General features: G+C 32.8%; 10 protein-coding genes and 1 pseudogene. 1 reads left to right on the top strand and 10 read right to left on the bottom strand.

From position 1 onward, the window contains the following. Window positions 1-593: 593 nt before the first annotated feature. Complete coding sequence (locus tag FE005_RS09015; RefSeq protein ID WP_138371668.1) at window positions 594-2,483, bottom strand: DUF4838 domain-containing protein; 1,890 nt, start codon at window positions 2,481-2,483, stop codon at window positions 594-596. A gap of 9 nt (window positions 2,484-2,492) precedes the next feature. Beyond that, window positions 2,493-3,767, bottom strand: a complete 1,275-nt coding sequence (gene celB, locus FE005_RS09010) for a PTS cellobiose transporter subunit IIC (protein WP_103301362.1) — start codon at window positions 3,765-3,767, stop codon at window positions 2,493-2,495. Between the two features lie 134 nt (window positions 3,768-3,901). Between celB and FE005_RS09005 the strand changes: the two genes are divergently transcribed. Then, window positions 3,902-5,110, top strand: coding sequence for an ROK family transcriptional regulator (locus FE005_RS09005; RefSeq protein WP_103301363.1), 1,209 nt, complete (start codon window positions 3,902-3,904; stop codon window positions 5,108-5,110). An 816-nt stretch (window positions 5,111-5,926) separates the two neighbouring features. On the opposite strand, the gene FE005_RS17200 is transcribed toward FE005_RS09005, so the two are convergent. The 8 genes and pseudogenes from FE005_RS17200 to FE005_RS08970 form a co-directional block, all read right to left on the bottom strand. After that, window positions 5,927-6,460: a transposase gene (locus tag FE005_RS17200; protein WP_255200738.1), complete on the bottom strand. Its 534-nt coding sequence runs from the start codon at window positions 6,458-6,460 to the stop codon at window positions 5,927-5,929. Between the two features lie 232 nt (window positions 6,461-6,692). After that, on the bottom strand, window positions 6,693-7,085 hold the full coding sequence (locus FE005_RS17195; RefSeq protein WP_255200737.1) for a transposase: 393 nt from the start codon (window positions 7,083-7,085) through the stop codon (window positions 6,693-6,695). Window positions 7,086-7,337: 252 nt separating this feature from the next. Next, window positions 7,338-9,773 (bottom strand): thioester-forming surface-anchored protein, encoded by a 2,436-nt coding sequence (locus FE005_RS08995; protein ID WP_138371667.1) that lies wholly within the window; start codon window positions 9,771-9,773, stop codon window positions 7,338-7,340. 334 nt (window positions 9,774-10,107) lie between these two features. After that, a pseudogene (tnpA, locus tag FE005_RS08990) lies at window positions 10,108-10,508 on the bottom strand (IS200/IS605 family transposase). A gap of 561 nt (window positions 10,509-11,069) precedes the next feature. Continuing rightward, window positions 11,070-18,374 (bottom strand): GDSL-type esterase/lipase family protein, encoded by a 7,305-nt coding sequence (locus tag FE005_RS08985; RefSeq protein WP_138371666.1) that lies wholly within the window; start codon window positions 18,372-18,374, stop codon window positions 11,070-11,072. Between the two features lie 193 nt (window positions 18,375-18,567). Next, window positions 18,568-23,157: a family 16 glycosylhydrolase gene (locus tag FE005_RS08980; RefSeq protein WP_138371665.1), complete on the bottom strand. Its 4,590-nt coding sequence runs from the start codon at window positions 23,155-23,157 to the stop codon at window positions 18,568-18,570. A gap of 203 nt (window positions 23,158-23,360) precedes the next feature. Beyond that, complete coding sequence (locus FE005_RS08975) at window positions 23,361-24,677, bottom strand: PTS sugar transporter subunit IIC (RefSeq protein ID WP_103301389.1); 1,317 nt, start codon at window positions 24,675-24,677, stop codon at window positions 23,361-23,363. 43 nt (window positions 24,678-24,720) lie between these two features. Further along, the gene (locus FE005_RS08970; protein ID WP_103301390.1) at window positions 24,721-25,038 is read right to left on the bottom strand and encodes a PTS lactose/cellobiose transporter subunit IIA; all 318 of its coding nucleotides are present in this window, start codon (window positions 25,036-25,038) and stop codon (window positions 24,721-24,723) included. Window positions 25,039-25,041: the final 3 nt, after the last annotated feature.

Here is a 25,041-nt window from a genome sequence, read left to right as displayed (position 1 = left end):
TTTTTAAACTCCTCTTTAAAGTCTAATTCTTTTATTAAAAAAGAATCAGGCAACTTGTAACCTAATAATTCATCAGGTTAACACTTATTTGTTCTAGGTTTATTATTGCCAATATTTTTCTGGACCTGTTCCTATATCCCTTAATATCTCCCGATTTAGTTCATTCATTTCTTCATCCGGCTTATCTAATCCTCCCAAATAGCAGTTTAGTTTCTATCTAAATGAAAGTTCGATTTATTTCTTGGAGCTTCACTCTTTAACACATATAAATTTTTATGAATCCGGATAAAAATATATTTTAAATAGATAAACTTACTTTATAAAGCAATTGATCTGTTTCATCAGTAAATACTTTATTTAATCTAATGCAATAAACTAAAGAAAATAGCATTAACATACTGAAATTTTTTTATTACAAGCATTCCTTCTGTTTATCTAAACATAATCCATTCCTATTAATTCTTTATATAAATATCTTTATTCCTATCAAAAGTAAAGTCTTCTAATAATCAACATCCAGAAGATATTAGAAGACTTTTTAATCATCAACAGAATTAACATTGTTACTAGGATTTATTTAATCATCTATATTACTATAAACTAAAACCTGCATAGTTTTTAGCAACTTCAATTACTCTATACACATCAAGATTATTTTGAATTTTTTCTTCATTTCTACGAATAAAATCCATAAAATCACGCCAAAAAATTTGAGAAAGCTCATAGCTTCCTTCACTTAAAAGTGCCAAAGATGTAGCTAATTTAATAACGTATTCTCTATGGTAGCCAAGCTGTATCCATTGTTCTTTTATGAAGCCATCATGCTCACTAATATTTTTTTCAATCAAAGAAAGACTAGACTGAGCTAAATGAACAACTGTTTTATAGTTTAAACTCAGTTTTGGATTTATCCGATTACCTATAGCATTAAAATGATCACATGATGAATACGTTGATAATTGTTCTAGATATTGAACTATCGTATGCCAATCGGATCCATATAAATTAGAGAAATAATCAGCCAACAGTTCTTCATAGTTAATATTTTTATCCCAAAGTACTTCTCCCATTACATAGTTTGGGAAATTGTGTGGAAAACCTGCACGTAGTTCTTGACAACTAATGTATCCACCTAAATTAATCCTATCTAAATACTTAATATCTCGACTAATTACTCGACTAATCTTCATATAACCTAAATCACCATAATGTGCACGCCCTAATGGGTAATCATATACAAAACTATCTCCGCCAAAACATTTTTGCCAACTAAAAAGATAAGAAAGATTTTCTTCTAATGAATTTGGTAAAATAATTTTATTTCGAATATATTGATTAGGTGTAGGAATTCCTTGATCGTAATCTACATCAGCATAGCTTTTCTCAAAAGTTCTTGTAATTGGCGCAAACATCATTGTAAAACGATCTGGATTTTTTATTTCCTCTTTTTGAGGAGCAAATAACAATTCATGATATAATAAAAAACAGATTTTTGTTTCCAATTTCTCCCTTGTTAAAGCTGAATCTAATTGATTCAAAATCCGAACATATTGATCTGAAGGTAAATCTTTTTGACATTTTGAACATTCACAAATATTATTGCGCGCGTCAGATAACCAAACATGAAGATAGTCTACATCTTTTCTTTCTTTAGCATAAGCAACTATCAATTCTACCATTTTATTACCAACTTCAGGATTAGAAAAATCTAAACTAGTAAGTATTGGAGCTGTATCATATAATTCACGTTCGCCATTAAGTTCTGCAACTAACGGTTTCTTCTCTTCTGGTAATTTTATTCCTGATTCCCATCCAAATTTTGAAGAATAACCTAAAACTTCACCTGTCCATCCATGGCCTACTCTATGTTGTCTTAAGCTACGTTTTTGGATTTCAATATCAATTTTATTACTCATTCCCTCAGCAATTTCATTAGAGAACTCTTCTTTCTGTATATAAGGATTAAATTCATGATCATACCAACGTTTTAAAAATGAATATGGATTTTCAAATTGAATAAAGAATGAATTCATCCCTATCTTAGGTAACCAATCAATAAAATTGCATACATTTTCAAAGGAATCTGCACCTTCTATGCAAACACCTCTGTGCTTAAAACTTGCTTTTTCATCTATATTAATATCCGCTTCTATAAAATGAGCAAAATTAAGATCAGGTAAAATTTCATTTTTTTTGCCAGGTCTTAAATAACGCACTCCAAAAACTTTAAACAATTTATAAAAAGCTATAACAAGTCCTATCTCACTATTGGAAACAACTTGACCTTCTCCTCTTTTTAAATTAATTGATACCTTTTCTACTGATAATTTATCTGGGATAATATCAAAAACTAAAGTCGCTTGTTTTTTTTCATTAATAAAATCTGGGTTAATTTTAAATACTTTTGAAAAATAGTATTCACATTCTTTTTTTAAAAAAAGATCATTCTTTACACAATCACTAAAATAGATACTTAAATTCATCTCTTCACCTCATTTTTTACTTTCATCTAATAAATTGTTTCGATCGGCAGCCTTAAAAAAAGGAAAATAGATCATAAAGGATATCAAAACTAGAATTACTTGTAATACTGCCCCTTGCCAACTTCCTGTTGCCAAAAATCCACCAATGATTGGAGGAGTCGTCCATGGCAAAGTAACTCCTGTAGTATATGGTACTAATCCCATAGCCATTGAAAAATAGGTTATAATCGCATTCACTATTGGAGTAAATACAAATGGAATCAACATAATCGGATTTAATACCGTAGGAAATGTAAATAGAATAGCTGTATTTATATTGAATAACGCTGGTATTCCTGACACCTTTCCAAGAGTTTTATATTCTTTACTTTTGCTAAAAAATAGCAAACATAAAGCTAAACCGATGGTTGCACCACCACCACCAATATATACAAATAAATCCATAAACGGAGCAGTTACAATGTGAGGTAGTACCTCTCCAGCCGCTTGAGCAATTCTATTATCATCAGCATATTGAATCCACAATGGATTCATCACCGAACCAACAACTTGTCCTCCATTTACACCACAAAACCAAAAAATAGAATTTAATAACACTGCGACAAATGTTCCAGGCAAAGTACTTGCAATATACCCTAATGGAGTACCAATAATAACTGATAAAATATTATTCAAACTTCCTAAACCAGATACTTCAATTAATTTAAGTGTTCCAGCAAATAAAATTAAAATAACTACACCTGGTATCAATGCTGAAAATGATTTACTTACTACATCAGGCACACTTTCAGGCATTTTTATAGTAATCTTTTTTTGAATAAACCATCTATATATTTCAGCCGAAATCATTCCTACAACAATAGCAGCAAAAATACCTTTACCACCTAGCATGCCATATGGAATTCCTAAATTATCAGCTTTATCAACAATCGATGGAGTCATTAAAAGAAAAGCTCCTAAGGCTAATACTCCCGAAGAGGGTCCGTCTGTATCATAAGATTCTGCCAGACGATAAGCAATCCCAAAAACTGTAACTAATGCCATTAACCCAAAAGAATTATTAGCCATAGTATTTAATAAAGAAGCTAAATCCCAATGTGATTTAAGCCAGTCATTCCACGCGGTAATCGGAAAATCTTTTATTAAAACAAAAAAAGAACCGATTAAAACTAATGGCATTGCCATCATAATTCCTTCTCTTAGTGCCCGTAAATGCCGCTGTGTTCCAATTTTCTCTCCCAATGGAGCTAATTTATTCTCAAGAAAACTTAAGAATTTATTCATTTTTACCCCTCTTTTCTTTATTTTTTATAAACAAAGAATATCAAGTAAGCGTTTCAAAGTCAATATTTATTTTTATAAAAAAATAAAAGAATATGGTATACTGTTTTTAAACTAATGAAGGGAATTGGCTGATTATGACCAAAAAAAGTATAACTGAAGTATTTTCAAAGAATAGATCTACAGTTATTCAGCATTTATATAGGCATCCAAAAACTTCTAGAATTGAAATTTCTAAACTAACTGGTTTGACACCAGCAACTATTACAAAAATAACAGGAGAACTTATAGATGAAAACATTATTATAGAAACAGGAGATGAAGTTAATAAGAATACAGGCTCCGGTAGAAAGCAAAAAATCATCAAATTAAATGAAAATAAAGCTGTTGTTATAGGAGTTGAGGTAAATGTTAAGGGAATATTTGCTGTAGCAACCAATCTAATTGGTAAAGTTTTAGTTGAAGAAAGAATTACTTATTCTTATGATAAAAGGAATATCAACATTGAGATAACTAATTTAATAGAAAAAATTGTCAGCAAAATTAAAAAAAATGAGATATGGGGAGTAGGTATAGCTGTTCCCGGTCATTATGATACTAAAAATAATTCTATTATTTCAAATAACCAGAGCTGGGCCTATTTTAATTTACTAGAAATAAGTAATAGGTTTAAATTCCCATTCATAGCAGAAAATAACATAAAATGTATGGCTATTGGTGAATACTTATTTAACGTTCAATCCACTCCTGAAAATTTTTTATTTTTCCATATAGGCGCTGGGATGTTCTGCTCTTTTTTTCAATCAAAAAGTTTAGGGTTTAATTCGAATTATTATCTTGGTGAAATTGGACATACAGTGGTAGATATAAATGGTCCTAAATGTGAGTGTGGCAAACAAGGTTGCTTGCAAACTTACATATCTGATTCATGGCTACTAAAACGTGCTCGATTTTTATTTGATTATTCACAAAATACTACACTTAAAAGTTTAGTTAATCAATCTAAAAATATAGATTTAACCACAATTATACATGCATATGAATTAGGTGATATATATATAAATAATCAAATAGATTTAGGATTGAAATTACTAGCTACTTCTATTGCTAATAGTTTGATATTCCAAGATGCCCATAAAATTTATATAAATAGTGAACTTTTAAACTATAATAGCTTTAGGACTCAACTAGTTAACTCTGTAAAAAAACAATTATCATTTATACCAACTCAAGAAAATACCTTTATCGAAGTGTTAAACTATAATATATATAGAGGAGCAAAAGGGGCTTCTTCCCTAGCTGTCTTGGGTATCTTTATTAGACACACTGGATATAGCATTTACTGATAGGAAAGTCAGCTTCTACTCTTCTAAAAGAATACAATATACCAGAAAAAGGAACTATATGTATTTGAAAAAAATGTTATTTAGGTAGTGAATTTCATCCTTTAAAAGCTTCTTCAGGACGCTCCTTAGAACAAGTACTCTCTCTTTCCAAATTTTTATAGGAAAAAGAGAATACAGTTTTTTAATACCTAACCAATTAGTATTAGACAATACAATTTGTTTATTCTTTCTATAGCCTTTCATTTGATAGAATTCCCCGCTTATTTTGACAATTTCAAATGATGGATTAATCAATAATCGCACTGTTTAATTTTTTATCTTTGAAGTCAGTGGTCTATTGAGAAAATAGAATATTTGGAGTAATAATTGTGACTTTTTTATATCTTCGATTGATCAGTTGAAATAATAGATTCAGTTCATATTGTGAAAAAGAGAGATAGTCAACCTTATATCATATCCAATATATTTCTTTAGAGTCGATTCGATAGTATTGCATAGCGGTTTTCTCCTATAAGTCATTGTATACTTCTGAATTTTCATCAATGAATCGTTTAGCTTTCTTCATCTTCGAAATTCTTAAAATCATCTGATTGAAGAATTTCGAAGATGATTGTTTATATAATAGTTTAATAGCTTAGCAGTGAAACGAGTAAACTTCTAAATTTAGAAATTTGCATAAAAATGATAATCAAAGGGTTTGTCAACTAAACTGTGAAAGTTAAATAGTTAAGAGTTTTTAACAACCATAATTCTCTTGGCTATTTTTTAAGTCAGGTAAATTTTGATTGGAGACCTAGTTGAGTAAACCTACCGTCATTACGGAAGATAAATCGCATACTTTGCAATTCTAGAGGTGAAGGCCTCGTTAATCATTAACTGATTAAGCACCATAGACCAGTTTTGAATTCGACCACCTGACCACTTCGCATGTAATTCTTTCGTGCGTAAATAAAGTAGTTTTAGGAGTGCATTCTCATTAGATAACTCTCCGTTTTTTGTGACTTTTCTGAAGCTGGAGTGAACACTTTCAATCACATTGGTAGTGTACATAATTTTTCGTATGGCACTACCATAATCAAATAGTTGTTCAACATGTGCAAAGTTCTGTTTCCAGACATCTACTACACAGAATAATGAGACCACCGATTTTGAAAACTGTGAAAAACAGCATGAACAGCGTTTAGAGAAGGAGCACCGTAGAACTTTTTTCATATCTCGGCAGACTTCCTTATAGTCCTTACTCGGAATATAGCGCAATGCATTTCGAATAAGATGAACAATATAACGCTGAACAATTACCAATGGAAAGATCGCCTTTGTGCCTTCTTCAAGACCAGAAACCCTGTCCATCGAAATGAAAAGACATCTTCGACACCACGTGCTTTCAATTAATCGAACACTTGCATCCAGCGATTTTTAGATTCTGTTTGATTTAACCATAAGCCTAAAATCTCCTTATTTCTTTTGAGACCATAGCCAAGAATGGTGTATACATCTCTTTGGCTTCATAGTTTTCTTGTAAAGTAACACACATACAATCAGAAAATAGAAAAGCATAGCACTCGGCCAATTGACGGGCTTGCTATTCTTCCAATTCAAGAAGAACAGCATCAGTGATGTCTGAAATCATTTCATGAGAAATATCAAATCCATAAATATCTTCGACGATTGCTGAGATATCTCGTTGACTTATTCCTCGTGCATAAATGGAAGGAACTTCCCCTTTGATGTCGGAGATATCTCGTTTTCTCTTGAGAATTAACTCTGGTTTAAAGGATGCTTCCCGATCTTTAGGAAAATCAATAGATATTTCACCAAAACTGTTTTTAAGTGTTTTATTTCCATAGCCATTTCGACGATTATCGTGTTCCTTATGTTCTTTAGAATAGGCATAATAACCTAATTGGTTATTCAATTCTCCTTGAAGTATCTTTTCAAAAAGTGGACCAAACACATCTTTTAAAGCATCTTGCATGTCAGCGACGGATTCAGGTTGATAAACATTCAGAATGGGTTCAGCTAACTTTTCGGCATCAGGATTTTTTTCTTTCTAACCATCGTGTACTCACCTCTTGATCTTATTTTAAAAAAAGAAAAACCGCGAAGTAACTATCTGAAATCGATGGTTACTTACACGGATTTTCTTACACTCCCACTTCAACTAAAATCTATATTTTATTTTTTTATCTATAGTTTTTAGCTTAGACCTCTCGTAAAAAGTTATTATCTATAATTTTTTCTTTTTATAAGTCAAGATAACAAACATACCTAATAAAACAAGAATACCAATAGTAATCAATGTATCATTATTTTTTTCTCCCGTTTTAGGTAAACTAGTATTTGAATTTGATGAACTTGTATCACTCGAAGAACGAACTCGATTAGCAAGTTCACTCATATCTTTTTCTTTCGGCACCTCCGGTGTCACTACAACCGTCTGTGCTTTATCTCCAGGATTTTTATGTTCTACCACATGTTTTTCTTCTGGAGTATTATCTTTATTCGTGTCAACCAAATTATCTTTCGAAGTTGCTGTTTCATACACTACATACGTTTTACCTGCTTCTAAACCAGTTACTTGACCAAATGCTAACTGCCATTCCCCTTTGCCTTCTTTTGACACAGTGAATTCTTTTGTTGCTGTTGCTTTGGCAGTTCCTACTACTTGACCATCTTTCACTTCATAAAGCTCACCAGTTACACTATATACTTTTTCTGGGACTAAACCTTCATAGGTAAGTGTATCGGTTACTTCTACTCCAGTAGCCGCTTTCTCTGCAGTCACTTCTGCTGCTTTTGTTGCATTAGCAACTGTGCTGTCTGCTTTAACAGTTGTACGTAACGTTCCTGTCGGATTAACATATTCTGTTTCATCCGTTACTGTTAATTGATTATTAGCTGCTACTACTTTATTTCCATTTGCATCTTTTACTGTTACTGTTCCATCTGTATTTACTGTAAATGTAATATCCGTTACTACTACGTAGCCTTTTGGCGCAGCTTCTTCATGGAATACATAATCTCCTGGTAATAGACTTAACTCATGATTTTTCCCTGCCTCTGATGTCCAACTTGCTACTTCTTTGTTACCTTGATTGATTTGGATCTTAGCACCAGCAATCTCTTCTCCCCCAAGATTTACTTTACTGATTACTATATCTTTTTCTTTCGGCACCTCCGGTGTCACTACAACCGTCTGTGCTTTATCTCCAGGATTTTTATGTTCTACCACATGTTTTTCTTCTGGAGTATTATCTTTATTCGTGTCAACCAAATTATCTTTCGAAGTTGCTGTTTCATACACTACATACGTTTTACCTGCTTCTAAACCAGTTACTTGACCAAATGCTAACTGCCATTCCCCTTTGCCTTCTTTTGACACAGTGAATTCTTTTGTTGCTGTTGCTTTGGCAGTTCCTACTACTTGACCATCTTTCACTTCATAAAGCTCACCAGTTACACTATATACTTTTTCTGGGACTAAACCTTCATAGGTAAGTGTATCGGTTACTTCTACTCCAGTAGCCGCTTTCTCTGCAGTCACTTCTGCTGCTTTTGTTGCATTAGCAACTGTGCTGTCTGCTTTAACAGTTGTACGTAACGTTCCTGTCGGATTAACATATTCTGTTTCATCCGTTACTGTTAATTGATTATTAGCTGCTACTACTTTATTTCCATTTGCATCTTTTACTGTTACTGTTCCATCTGTATTTACTGTAAATGTAATATCCGTTACTACTACGTAGCCTTTTGGCGCAGCTTCTTCATGGAATACATAATCTCCTGGTAATAGACTTAACTCATGATTTTTCCCTGCCTCTGATGTCCAACTTGCTACTTCTTTGTTACCTTGATTGATTTGGATCTTAGCACCAGCAATCTCTTCTCCCCCAAGATTTACTTTACTGATTACTATATCTTTTTCTTTCGGCACCTCCGGTGTCGAAGAATCTATTCTACCAGTTACAATATTTTGCATCCCTTGAGTATCAGCTCTATAAAAATCTACCACAAAATTATTCGGCACATCATTTGTAGCTTCTAATAATCTTCTCAACATATTTTTTTCATTCTGCGGGAACTGAAAATGATCAACAACATTATCAATATTCATATCTGCTCCGCCATCAGTATAAGCCCAAATAGCTTTTTGTGTAGCTCTTCTAAAAGCTGATAAACTTATACTATCTGTACCACTATTAAAATTGGAACCATTAGTTGGATAGCCATTATAAAGTATTTGCTTTATTTTTTTATTAAATTCTTCTTTATTAAGGGCAGGACTATCTGAATACTCATATAAAGATGATACATTACTTTCCCTATCATATTTTGTATTTACAATTACACTATCAAATCCTGCATCAAGAACTGTAATTTCCGGTGGCATTGTTCTTCCCGCATTGAAACAAAAGGCTGTAATAGAATTTTGACCAGTGTCTCTACTTCCTAGTTCCCTTAGAAATAAAGCTCCAGAATAAACATCATAGTTATTAGAACTATGTCTATATCCACCATTAGTAAATGCTTGATATTTTACGGTATTCGTAGAGCTAATATCAGCAGCATAAACTAGTTGAGAGCTTAAAAAAGGGGATACTATATTTATAAAAGTTATTAAAAATACAAATATTTTTTTTAGCCCACTAAATTTTTTTCTCATTATCTTTTCTCATCTCCTATTTATTGGTTATAAATGAAAAGAACTAACTACACATAGTAATATCTCCTTCCCATATAAATTATATTTGTACTCGTATCTACTCCTTTCTAAATTTATTATTTGCTATTACAAAAGGATATTAAATTAAAAACCCTTTTGTAAGCTTAAATAAATATCCAAACCTTTTCATTTAAATTACATCTTAAATAATACTATTCCGAATAATAACGATAGTATTATTTTTAAATAACATCATTTTATTTACATTACGCCATAATATTTAATATCTATAAAATGGATCTACATACTCTTATTTACTTATACTATCTCTAATTCAATCTTCTGATTCTTGTTCTCAAATATATTTTTCAATTGTTTTTTTGATTTAATCCTACTCACATAGTATCCTTTGGACCAAAAGCTTTTATTCCCATACTTATATTTCAAATCCGCATGTTTTTTATGGTTTAAGGTTGCACTTCGTCCTTTTAAGTAGCCCATAAATCTAGAAATACGAATCTTTGTCGGTATTCTTACTAACGTATGAATATACTCAGGCATTGCATGAGCTTCAATGATTTCAACGTCTTTCATCTCACACAATTTTCTTAATATCTGACCAATACTTACTCTTAACTTTCCATAAATCACTTTTCATCGATACTTCGGGGTAAAGGCTATGGGATACTTACAATTCCATCTCGTATGTGCTAAACTTTTATCGTCGTTAGACATAAAAAAACTCATTTAGATCTGATATTTGGTTGGTAGCCATCATTAGTATATCGAAATGATTTTTTTATCGCTAAAGCCATCTCATCCATGATTACAAACGCGAGTTTTTTGTTTCGTACGCTACACAAACGAAACTGACTAAAGTCAATAATAAAACGAGTAGCTTACGGATATCGAAATTTCACAACTTTCGAGCAAGAATTTATCTTATTCATGGCTTAATCCTTCCGGCTCTATAATTTATGGGACTGATGAATCAGAATTGATTCTTCAGCCCCATTTTCATTTTAGGTGTTAAAAAACATATCGTTCTCTAGGTTGATTAAATCCCCACAAAAATAAACAACTGAGAAGATGATATGCTATATGAACGATTCTATCAAAAAATACTGAGATTAATAGATATTGACGAAGAGCCAAAAACCAGCTAAGCACTCTGCCTAACTGGTTATGACTAAATTTTCAGTTGTATCTTTCTCTACCAACACTAAATACCGAAGAGCCAATATATTATACAATCCATCATTCCTAACTCTTTTCCCTATAACCCCCTGTTAATATTTAATCTTTTATTATCCTAGGGTGCAAAGTAGTACCAGCTATCTCTAAATTTAAATCATTATTTAGGGACGAATATTCTTTTTCAAAAATAGTTTTCCACCACTCAGATGCAATACCTGTACATTCTTCAATTTTAATTTGAATATTTTGAGCTTTTGATGAAATACCAATATTTGAAACATTCCCCAATAAAATATCTTTGCCATTTCCGATCCATTCTTTTTTTTCGTTGATAATCTCTCCTGAACTTGATTCATGTGCTTCTTCCCAAGTAATCGTATACCGACTCACATAACCTCCATTATGTTTAAGGGATAGATTTCTTGTAACATTTCCAACTATCAAATCATGTTTTGCCCAATTATATATAACTGGTTTTGTACTACTTTTAGCAGAAAGGTAAATCTCATACTCTTTATTTACATCTAATCCTCCTAATAAAAGTATTCTTTTATCATCACAAATGGAATTCTCCTTATTTGTATTTTTTTCCTTAGCAACTAGCATTACGTCACTCAATTCATCATTTACTAATTCTCTCAATTTATCTTTATCTAACGAAACGACATTATTATCTATATCAAGGGATATCGGTGCTTCTATTTCAAGATTTTGTTTTTCATATCCCAATTTATATTCTAATGATTCAATATAGCCTCCATACTGTTTGAGTCCGAGTGACTCAATAAAAAGTTTAGTTAGCATCACTTGCCCATTCGCGCCTGGATGAAGAGGAATACCATCTGTAATAAAATGATAGTCTGGGTTCCATAAATAAGGATATTTATCTAACAACTCTTTAAATGGTGTATACTGATCTACAAAAATCAGCTCTTCATTTTCTTTAGAAATTTGTTGTATTACTTCAATAAACTCAGGTATTCTTTTTATTCTACTTGGTTGAGTAGATGGAGTTGGAGTTCTTAAAATAACAATCGCATTTTTAGCTCGAGCTCTTTCTACTAATTGCTGTAATTGATCTTTAAACTGTAATGGCGTTAAGTTCATATTAGCAACATCATTGGTCCCTAACATGATAGAAATTACATCCGGATTATACTTTTCTAACCTTTGATCAATCTGCGCTAAAGTACTGGCAACAGTAGCACCAGAAACAGCCGTATTAATTACCACATCTTTTTCTCGATGTAAATCATCTACTAAAAACTTCTCAAATAGCTGTGTAATTCCATCATAACCAAAAGTCCACGCTGCTGCATGCGTAATAGAGTCTCCCATAAATAGCCAATTGATAGTTTCTTTATTTTCAAGCAATTCTTTTAGCCTGATTTGATTTTTATTTAGCTCTTGACTTTTAATCTGTGATTTGACATTTTTACTTAGAATACCCGTAATCACTTTTAATTGTGATAAACCATCTTTACTTTTAATAATCAAATCATAATTAGAATTTTCAGATCCTCTTGTTAAATTAATAGAAAATGAATTTCCTTTTACAATATCCGATATAGTTTCATTATTAATGATTAACTCATATTTCCATTCCGTTTCCCCATCATTTTTCAATGGTATTTTCACAAAAAGTTGATGATCATCATAATAAGCCTCTGGAACTATGTTTAAATAGGTCTTAGGAGCATCTTTTTCATTCAAATTTAACTGAACATTATTTCCAGGATATCCTTGTGAAGTTCCTATAGTTGCTTCAGATAAAAGTTTTCCCAGCTCAAAATGACCTCTTGCATTTATAGTTCCATCTTTCTCTAGACAATGATTTTTAAATTCATCAGTATTAGTTAACTCAAAATAATTTACAAATACAATACGGTTTATTCTATTATTGGTAGAATAAGAATCCACTACTTGTTTCATCAATAAAACGTATTTTCGAATCAATTCATTAGTAGACTCACTATTTGAGACATACGGTGTTTGTAATACTACAAAGCCTTGATCATTATGCAATTTTAAAGATTTATCAATAAAACGTATCAAACTATTTTTATAATCATTAAGATGTTGATCACCTAAAGCGTAGTCTTCCTTATCTAACATATACCCTACCGCTTTAGGAGAATAATTTGAGACTAGCTCTTCATAGTCACTCACTATCTCATGTAAGTTTAAACCGCTCCTTGCTGTATTGATAACATAGCGTTGTCTTCCCATCTCATTTCCAGATTTGGTCCATCTAATATACTCTTCAAATTGTCCCACGAAATTTCTAATCCCTTTAGTTTGATTAAAATCACCTTGAACTGCTTCCCCTCCAATAAATACCCATGTGTTGTCATTGTACTTATTATTAAACATCTCAGTAATGTCTGCCCCCGACACTATTTCTCCAATAAAACCAATAGTATAAATAGAATCCTCTAGCAAACTTATTCCATATTTATTTTCTACTATAGAGCTAGCAAAAGTAGGTCTGACTGTTATTCTTCCATTATCATTTTCTTGTAAAGAATAGGCGAAGATAAGGTTGTTCGTTCCATCACCCAATAAATATTCCGCAACTGTTTGTCTATTTCCAATTGAGATATCTAATTGCCTACTACCTGCAATAAAAACAGGTTGGTTAAACTGTACCTGAACATATTTTTTATTTGCCGAAGGGATGATATTAAACTCATCATAGGATTTTAATTCAGCTATTTCTGTGATAACAACTTTATCTTCCCTTGTAGCTTCGCTAACCATATCCTTTACATTAAAAGTGGAATATTTTAGATGTCCGTTGTATTCGTACACAACTCCAACATGTTCCTTATCTAATTGAACTAAGCTCGAATATGCAAAACGTTTAGGCTCATATACTTTAGAAGAGAGCCATTTTATTGAATCATCTGATAATATCTCCCCTATACGAAGAACACCTTTGATTCTCTGATTTCTCACTTGAATTGCTTCTCCAGTCGGATTTCCTAAAGGATTAGATAACACAACATATTCTTTCCCATCTAACTCAAAATGTATCGCTGAAAGATTTACATATGGCTCTGGAAGATCACTTACAAATACATTGTCATCCCAAGTTTCTCCATAATCTGTACTTCTACCAATAACAATCGTTTTACCTGTATTTCTCATAAACTGTAGTAAATGACCATTATTCAATTGAATTATTTGATTTTCTGTAAGCTCAGTTACTGACGTATTGAAATCTTTTGAATTAGTGTGCTGGTTATTGCCAAAAATTCTACCATCATTAGGAGATTCTCCCCTATGCCACGTAACCCCTCCGTCATCACTATAAATGTTGGCACTACTTTGTCGCCCCAAAACACCATTACCTTGTTGATTGGTGTAATAAATAGGAAAAACCAATCTTTTAGCTTTAGAACCGTCTACATTAGTTACCTTAACTTCAATACCCGCTGCAGCACCTGTTCCTATGAACCCCATCCATTCTTCTTTAACTTGCGGAGTTAAATCTGTAGGAGCAGACCATGTTCTCCCTTGGTCTTCACTAGTAAATAGCCATAAGAAACTGGCCATATGCGTGAATAATGGAGCAGTTTTAGATCCATTTTTTGTTATTCCATTAATATGTCTACCACTTCTAAGATAAATATTTCCAAGCAAAGTATTTTCTTGATTATTTTTACCCAGTCTATATAGGTTTCCTCTAGTACTAAAAGCTGTAGAAAATTCTCCTTCATCAACAAACATATCTGTAGCCGTTCCTTGATTGTCGTAAACAACCCCATTTTCTCGAACAGTATACTTATTGTTATCAAAATCATACAAATTCAAATAATATTTATCATTTATTTTTTCATAACCAGATCCACTCTTAACGCTTACAGCTCCTTGTGACTCAGGAAAAACATCAACTAATAAATACAACTTTCCATCAGAATCAGTTAGTAACGTAGGATCAATTGAAAAAGCAGATTGCGTCATGTTGGTGTTCCAATCAGCTTTACTATACTTATCAGTATAATATGGTTGAGTTGGCATATCCAAAACGGTTATGTTTTCACTCCATGTTTTTCCATTGTCATGGCTAATTCTAACGACTGTGGAAATATCTCCCCAATCATTATAATGCTTTTTCCTAGCATCTGAAGCCGCTATAAGGGTTCCCTGAGGAGTCTTAACTATCGAAGGAATACGATACTCAAATACTCCTTCATCATACTTGTCCCATAAACTCGTCTTCTCTCCTACAGACTCTCTATTTGTAGGCTGATGTAATTTAGTTATTTCTGAAGAATTTAAAGGTACTCCAATAATAGAAGCTTGATCAACAATTCCTTCAAACATCCACTGGAATGCAGGTTTGCCTTCATACTTTCTTTCAATCCCACCCATAGTAACCGTATCAGCTTGATTCTTCCATAATAAATCTTTTAAAAATCCTGTAAATTCGGACTCTCCATACATCTCTCCATTTAAATATACTTTCAATGTTTTTCCATTAAAAACATAACTAATGGTTTGCCAATCAGAATTACTTAGAAAATTAAATCCTGATCCAACTTTCACAATGGGTTTTCCTTTAAACTCAATACCTATTTTATTATTTTTAGTATCAATGAAAAAAGTAGCATATTCTTTTTCTGCATTTTTATTCGAAATAGATAATAAAGACATAACAGAAGAATTTCTAACAACTGAGTCTTTTGTATCTAATCGATATCTAATTGTAACCGTTCCATTTCCTAAATCCATAACAGCAGGAAGAGAACTTTGTAAATCTTTACTATTATTTATAGCAGTTTCTTTTGTACCATCAAAAACTTTATTTTCTGTATTAATAATTGGAGTTAAATTACGTTCTTCTTTTTCCTTTTTTATAAAACTTGCATCAATTACACTGTAAATTGTTCTCCCAGATTTTTTATATTTAATTTTATAACTATCTACTGATCCAATCTTTTGATTGCCATCTTCCCATTCCCAACCAGCGGGTAAAGAAACCGTAGATAATTTTTCTCCAATTTTTCCCACTAATCCTTCTTTTGGTAGAATAGTCAATAAAGCTAATTTACGACCTATTTTATTAGTTGGCGTTACTAATAATCCCAAAGTATTACCAGAAGGTATTGCACTATAATAGATATTATAAATACCTGGTTCTAATTGAGATAATCCAATTTTATCTTTAGAGTCCTTGACTCTTAATGTAACATTCGTATTTCCACCAGTATTCTTATACATATATTCGTCATCTACAGAAAATTCAACAGTATATCCCTCTTTGTCAGTATTTACTCCTTCTAATAAATTAGGTGTAGTTCCTTCAATCATTGTAATATCTTTGGTTCCTGTTATTTGAGGTTGAGAAGAATAATATGCTTCTGCAGCGAGTTTCTGTTCTTCATTTTGATAATATCTAACATAGTCAATGACAAACTCTGTATTATCTTTTCCCAAATAAAATCCAGCATTCTTTGCCCAATTTCCTCCTGTAGCTAAATTCAACTGAATATATTGAGGTTTGTTAAAGCAAGCTGCTGCTGCTTCCAAACGTTCATCTCCTGATAAATTCATAGTATTATAGACAATACCATCAACATACCATTCTATTTTATCTGGAGTCCAATTAATTCCAAAAACATGGAAATTGTTGTAAAAATCTTCATTCAAACTTAAGCTTCCACCTAAAGCGTAAGGAGCATAACTACCATCTTTATCTCCATCACCATCTTTATAATAAAAATGAGGAGTCCCATAAATTTTCCTATTACTTTGATCTCCTTCAGCTTGCTCATTATCTCTTTTTTCTGTAGGTGCACCAATCAGCTCCATAATATCTATCTCGCCTGTACTAGGCCAGCCATATCCTTGATTCGAGGAAATATCACCATCTAGTGTAAAATCCGATCCTAACGTCCAAAATGCAGGAAATGCTCCTTTTCCCTTAGGTAATTTGGCTCTCATTTCAATTCGTCCATACAAAAACTCCCGTTTCCCGGCAGTTCTGACACTTCCTGAATCATAAATTACTTCTCTAGCATTACTCCCTCCTCTAGGATTTGTGTACTGATCCTCTCCTTTCCTATTTGTTACTTTTAATACTAAATTACCATCTTTGATAAAAACATTGTCCTTACTATCGGTATAATGTTCTTGCTCATTTCCTCGTATACTACCTAGCTCGTATCCCCAATCTTTTTGGTTTAATTCTTCATCAGAAAAATTATCTTCCCAAACCAAATGATATTTATCATTCTCTTTAACTGTTACATTATCTATAGAAGCCGATGCAGAAACTACATTGTTAACTATTTTATCTGACCATTTAACTAAGCCGATATATGTTTCCGAAGTAGTTGCAGTAAAATCAAATGATTTATGTGCCCATTCTCCTTGTACTCCTATAATTTTTATTTGTTTTATAACAGGCCCCTGCTTTCCATTTACTACTGACTTAGCAACTAAATACATGCCATCTTCAATTTTATCTGAATTGATTTTAACATCTGCATGCAGTGAATATGTTTTTCCTGAAACTGTAGAGATCTTTTGGAGAATATGTTCATCTATAGTTCCCGGATCGATTTTGGCATATTTATTATCTTGTTCAGAGATAATATAAGAATTATTTCCTTCCTTAAATTCCCAATTATTTTTACTTGATTTATATTCTTCATCAAATTTACCATTAGATACCTTATCAAGAGAAATAGGAGTATTATTTTCAATCTTCTCTGGTGTCTCCAATGCTTCACTTGCTCGTATATCTACACCAGACCCAGTACTCGCTGATGTCTCCACTACGTCTGCAATTCTCTCTGATCTACTAACTACTTCACTTACCTGTGTATCTGTTTCTTTCCCTGTATTCGCTGATCCACCAACTGTATCTTCAGTTTTCTCTGATCTACTAGCTACTTCACTTACCTGTGTATCTGTTTCTTTCCCTGTATTCGCTGATTCATCAACTGTGTTTTCAGTTTTCTCTGATCTACTAACTACTTCACTTACCTGTGTATCTGTTTCTTTCCCTATATTCGCTGATCCATCAACTGTATCTTCAGTTTTCTCTGATCTACTAACTACTTCACTTATCTGTGTATCTGTTTCTTTCCCTGTATTCGTTGATCCACCAACTGTATCTTCAGTTTTCTCTGCTACTGATGTAGCAACAGACTCATTTACTTGCGATTCTTTATTACTTTCATTCTCCTTTAAACTCATTTTATTCGTAATCCCCACAATCAATTCAGAAGTGGAGATTTCATCTGCTTGAGCTTGTCCACCCGTTCCTAAGTAAAAAATGGAGCCAATTAATACAGAAGCAACCCCAATACCTAATTTTTTGATCGAATATTTCCTAACTTTCTCAGTGCATTTCTCTTGTTTTAAAAGCTCATTTCTTTTCGAAAAACTCATCTAAAATTCTCTCCTCTAATTTATTAAATATACAACCTCAATTGAATATTTAATCCCCATGTTCTTATATCACTCTATCAGTCCTATTTGACAAAGAGCCTTATTAACTACTAAAGTGTTAAGGAATTTGGTAATACAATCACGATCCAAACTCCTTAACCTTTTATTATGCTAAATACTAATTACATATTTGTTACTTAATGTTTTTCCTTCTTATTACTAACCCCAAACCACTTAAAGCTATAAAAATCGAGCCTAAAAATCCTGAGAAATAGAAATCTCTTTCTCCAGTTTTAGGTAAAAATTTATTATAAGAAACTAGATTACTACTATTCTGTTGACTTGCTTCAACGTCATTTTCTCCTTTTGTAATACTTGTGGCGCCAATACCCACACTATGATTATCTAATATTTCATTTCCTTTTTTAGAGAAATTTAAATTTTTGCGATAATTCAATCCTTCTTTTTCCAGACTAGCCTTTTTCAATGAAACATACTCCAAATCTTCTGTTTCTAATGATAAATCTGCCTTAATAGATGATTGAGCCTTGCTAGAATCATCCACCTTAATAAATTTTGAAGGGATTGAAATAAATATTTTTCTTTCTTTTCCATCACTAACTCCAGAATTTACTTTCTGTTTAAATGTAGCTACATAAGATGTGTTAGAATCAATAGTCAAGTCTCCATCGTTCCAATTCCAACCATCAGGCAACGAAACACTAGATAATTTATCTCCAACAGCTCCACCTAATCCTTCTTTTGGTAATACAGTAAGAAAAACAGTTTTTCTTGCAAGTTTATAACTAGGAGTGGTCCAACCATTTAAATTTTGACCATCAGGTAATGCAGTATAGTGAAGATTGTATACTCCTGGTTCTAAACGTTTCAAAGCATCAATATCATTTTTATCTTTAACTACTGTCATAACTTCATTTCTGCCACCAACAGCTCCTGTGTTTTCAAACATGAATTCATTATCAATAGAAAAATCAACTACATAACCATTCTTATCTGTCGAAACATTTTGCAACAAATCTACTTCACTTCCAGATAGAATAGTAATATTTTCAACGCCATACAATTTTGGTGCATCTTCATAATACTTTTCCATTGCAACCTTTTGTTCATCTGTTTGCAACCATCTAACCCAGTCCACTTTTAATTCAGTACCATCCTTGGCTAAATAATCTCCAGCATCTCCAGCCCAGTTACCCCCAGTTGCTAAATTAAATTGGATATATTGTGGCCGATTCAAACTTGCTGCTGCAGCTTTTAATCGTTTATCATTAGCTGAATTTGTAGGATCACTAAAATTGAGTGTGTTATAGACAACACCATCCACATACCATTCAATCTTATATGGTGTCCAATTGATCCCAAAAACATGATACTTATCATAAAAATCCTCTGTCATCTTCAAATTACCACCCAGACTTGAAGCAATGTATTGACCATCCTCATCGTAATAGCCATAACTTCCGTCCCTATCACCATCCTGTGTATTTGCATAATAAAAGTGTGGTGTACCTACTGCATTTTTATTACTATTACTTGTTCCACCTTTTTCCCCTTCAGCTAACCGTTCGTCTGTTGGAGCTCCAATTAATTCCATAATATCTATTTCACCTACTGAAGGCCAATCATACCCCTGTTTAGGATTAATTCGACCATCCATATGAAAATCAGAACCTAACGTCCAAAAAGCAGGGAAAACTCCTTTACCTTTTGGCAACTTAATTTTAGCTTCAATTCTTCCATATAAAAATTCTTGTTTCCCTTGAGTTCGAACACTTCCAGAATTATATTTTACTAACCTAGCATTATCTTTCCATCGGGTCGTATTTTTATATTGATCTTCTCTAGGACGATCTGTAACTTTTAAAACTAAGTTACCATCTTCAATAGCAACATTATCTTTACTACTACTATAATGTTGCTGTTCATTTCCTCGAATATTTCCTAACTCATATCCCCATATAGTTTGATCTAGTTCTTCAGTCTTAAATTGATCTTCCCATACTAAATTATACGTTTCTAACTCTTTAACTGAAACATTATCTAAACAAATCGAGCTATTTTGTATATCTTGATTTCTTGCTTCAGACCATTTTACAACTCCTACATAAGTTTCATTAGATTCAGCAACAAATTCAATTCTGTATCTTTCTTTTTTACCTTTAGCAAAATCAGAAGACTGTAACTGTTTAATAACTTTCCCTTGTTTTCCATTATTAACTTCCTTAACAGTTAGATAAACTCCGTCTAAAGTGGTAGAGGAATCAGCTAAAACATCTGCTTCCAATACATATTTTTTGCCAGGAGTTGTTGGTATTTTTTGTAAAACGTATTCATCAGTCGAATTAGTAGTAATCATTCCTACAGAGTTTCCTGTCTTAGGATCCAATTGAACAATCGAATTTCCGCCTTCTTTAAATTCCCACTCTCGTTTAGATGAAACGTAATCGTTCTCAAATTTACCATTCACTACTTTATTTAGATAACCAATAGTAGATTCGTCTCCTTGATTGGTTACAGAAACAGGAACATTTACAAAAATCGAGCGTGAATCTTCGCTTGTGCTAAATTTTACTTTATAAAACTCTTGCTCTCCTATTATTAACTGATCATCCTCCCAAGCCCAACCTTCTGGAAGCTTAATTGTAGATAACTTAGCTCCTGATTGACCTGAAAGACCTGATTCAGGAAGAATAATTAGTGAGGCAGTTTTCAAAAGTGTTTTATATATATCCCCTGTAGCTAATCCATCATTATTTAATTTTTTATTTTTGGGAACAACGCTATAATGAACATTGTAAATGCCTGGTTTAAGATTAGAAATATCATTTTTATCAATAGTGTTCACTAGTTTTAACTCTCCAGTGTCAGTATACATATATTCATCATCTATGCTAGCATTAACCACATAATCGTCTCTATCTACTTGTACATTAGACAAAACATCATAATTTGTTCCTTCTTTAATTACAATGTCTGTTATACCTGTAAGTTTTGGAGCATCAGCATACCAAGCTTCTGCAGCCTTCTTTTGCTCTTCATTTTGTGACCAGCGAATCCAATCAACAGTCATAGAAGTATTGTCATCAGCTAAATAATCACCTGCATCGCCAGCCCAATCGCCACCCGTTGCTAGATTTAATTTCAGGATTTGTGGACGATTAATGCTTCTAGCGGCAGCTTCTAATCTTTCATTACCAACAAGATTCATAGAATTATAAATAACCCCGTCAAGATACCAATCAATCCTTTCTGGAGACCAATCAATCCCAAAAATATGGTATTCATTCCAAAAATCATCTTCTATCTTAGCATTACCGCCCAACTCATATGGATCATAACTACCATCTTTATCTACATCGCCATTGATATAGTAAAAATGAGGAGTTCCATAAATAATTTGATTACTTTGTCTTGCGTTGTCTGTTGGATCTGTTTCACCATTCTCAGCTCTTTCTGTAGTCGGAGCCCCGATTAATTCCATAATATCTATTTCTCCGCCACCAGGCCAACCATATGATGTTCCCATTAACCAAAATGCAGGGAATGCCCCTTTACCTTTAGGTAGCTTAGCCTTCATTTCAATGCGACCATATAAAAAGTCCTTTTTGCCAGATGTGTTAATAAAACCTGAATCATACTTAATAGTTCTACCATTAGGTTTTCTTGGATTGCTTTCTTCTTTTTCACGTTTAGTGACTGACAAAACTAAATTTCCATTTTCAACATTAACGTTACTCTTACTTGTAGTATAATTTTGTTGTTCACTTCGTCCCACAGTACCCGGCATGTAACTCCAAGTATCTTTATCTAACTCTGACTTATCAAAATCTTCTTGCCAAATAATTTCATAATTGCTTTCTGATTTCTCCACGACAACTAAATTGTCAATACTGATTTCTGTTTTTTCGGTATTAATAGTCGGATCATTGGGATTCCATTTAACAATACCAACAAGTGTTTCTGCTCCTTCTGCAGTAAATTCAAATGTTTGCTTCGTCCAATCTTTTAGCGTTTGATCTAAATATAGTTGGCTGTATACTTTTCCCTGTTGTCTATTCTCTGTGAATTCCTTTGCAGTAAAATATGCTCCCGTAGGTGTAGCATTTCGAGCAACTACTTTCAAATCAGCTGTAACTAAATATTTTTTCCCTGGTGTTGTTGGTATTTTCTGCAAAATATATTCATCTTTTGTTTCACCATTAATTTTTCCAAACGTATTATTTCCCTCAGTTACAATAGTAGAAACTCCCCAAGGCTTCATCGTCCATTTTGATTTATTGGAAACAATGCTTCCTTCAAAATCACCATCTGCTACACGATTTAATTCACTATTTACCTTTTCTGCTGTTACTTCTTCACTTACTGTTGATTCCTTCTCAATTTCTGCCGTTGCAACTCCACTTGGCTCTTCTTCTCCATTTTCGACTGTTGTACCATCACTTACTGTTGATTCCTTCTCAATTTCTGCCGTTGCAACTCTACTTGGCTCTTCCGCTCCATTTTCGACTGTTGTACCATCACTTACTGTTGATTCCTTCTCAATTTCTGCCGTTGCAACTCTACTTGGCTCTTCTGTTAATGCAATATTATTGTCACTGTTTACCTCTGTATTAGTAACCTCTGCAGCTGATACTGAATTACCTAAATATAAAGCTGTTCCTACTAAAACAGAAGCAACCCCAATACTTAATTTCTTAATAGAATATTTTTGAACTTTGCAAGCATATTTTCGTTTTCTTAGAAGTACATTTCTTTTAGACACCGCTTTTTCCACCCCTCGTATACGTAATTAAAAAGACTGGTAGTGTAACCTTTTTAGCCCTTAACTTTTTATACTTTCTTCACCATTAAAGAAAACGCTTTCTAGTTTAAATATACAACTTATGAAATCGCTTATATTCATATCAGAGCAATCAGACAGTAACGATTGCTCTGATACAGATTGCCATACTATAAAAGCAGCAACTAAATATTATCTTCATGTTTCTCGCTAGCTTTCCATCTTCGTTCAATATTAAAGATAAACGGTAAATAAAGAAGAATATCCAATACAATTAGAATGACTTGTAAAACAGAAGCTTGCCAGCTACCAGTTGCTAAAAAACCTGAAACAACTGGTGGCATTGTCCAACCGGGATCTGTATATGTTCCAGGAACTATACCTGAGCTGAACGCTAAATAAGCAACAATGAGATTTACTGCTGGAGCTAAAACAAACGGAATGACCGTTAAGACATTCAAAACGACTGGAAGCCCGAACATTGTAGGTTCATTAATATTAAAAAGACCTGGTAATAACGTTAAAGGTGAAAGAACCTTCGCCTGTTGACTGGCTTTGCGACGTTTTGCTAACCACGCTAACGCAATGACTAAACCAATTGTCGCACCCGAGCCACCAATAAAAACAAAATTATCCATGAATACAGATGTGAAAACATGCGGAAGTTCTTGTCCGGCTTTATGGGCTACAGCATTTTCTGTCAAATTAGCTAACCAAATAGGCTTCATAATTGGATTATTTAACACATTCCCCCCATGAACACCACAAAACCACAATAAACCATTTAACAAAACAACAATAAAATTACCAAACAACGTACTTCCTAGCATACTAAATGGAACACCTAAAACTGTTTTTACTATATCATGTACATTAGGTAATTTTAGACTATCTAACAGTCCATAAATAATAAGCCAAAAAATTAGAATTACTGCTCCAGGAATAATGGCACTAAAACTTTTTGATACTGCTGGAGGAACTCCATCAGGCATTTTTATACGAATATCTTTTTTCATGAACCATTGATACACATAACCATTAAGTAATCCTAAAACAATTGCTACAAATAATCCGCCGGATGATAAATATGATGGTGCAATCCCCCCCACAGAACCCAATGTTTTACCCGATTCATCTAAAAAAGGGATTGTAAACGGAGTAACCATTAAAAACGCTGATATATTAATGACACCAGCTGAAATTCCGTCTTCTCTATATTGTTTGACCAGACTATAAGGAATGGCAAAAGCAGCAATTAAAGCAATCAAATTAAAACTAGAATCGACTCCTTTCCAAAGATACGTTGAAATACCTACTTTCCCGAGCCAATTTTCCCAACCTGGAACTGGAAAACTTGCAATCACCATCAAAAATGAGCCAATAAGAATTAATGGCATTGAATAAGTAATACCATCCCGAATAGCTATTAAAAACTTATTATTTCCAAAACGTCCGGCAATGGGTACTAGTTTCGTCTGAACGATTTCTTCAAATTTATTCATTGTTTTTCTCCTTTAAGATTCTTTCTTACTATTTTTTAAAACTTCATTTTGATTCCATTACTTTATACAAATCTATGATTTCTTTAGCCAAATCAGTGAATGTAATACTTGTCATTAAATGATCTTGACTATGCACCATTAACAATGTAATAGTATTTTCTTCTCCTTGTGCTTCGGCTATTAGCATGTCTGTTTGAGCATTATGCGCAAGGGTTAATGATTCATTAGCAGCTTTCAACTTTTCTTCTGCTTGGTCAAAATCAAATTGCTTTGCAAACTGAATAGCTTCCATAGCACTACTTTTTGCATCTCCACCATACATAATTAATCCCATTACAGCCTGCATTATTTTATCATTCATAAA

Source organism: Enterococcus sp. M190262 (assembly GCF_005843965.1).
Taxonomy (GTDB): Bacteria; Bacillota; Bacilli; order Lactobacillales; family Enterococcaceae; genus Enterococcus_D; species Enterococcus_D gallinarum.
Note: the sequence above shows the minus strand (reverse complement) of the source record. Positions and strands in the feature narration are given on the sequence as shown.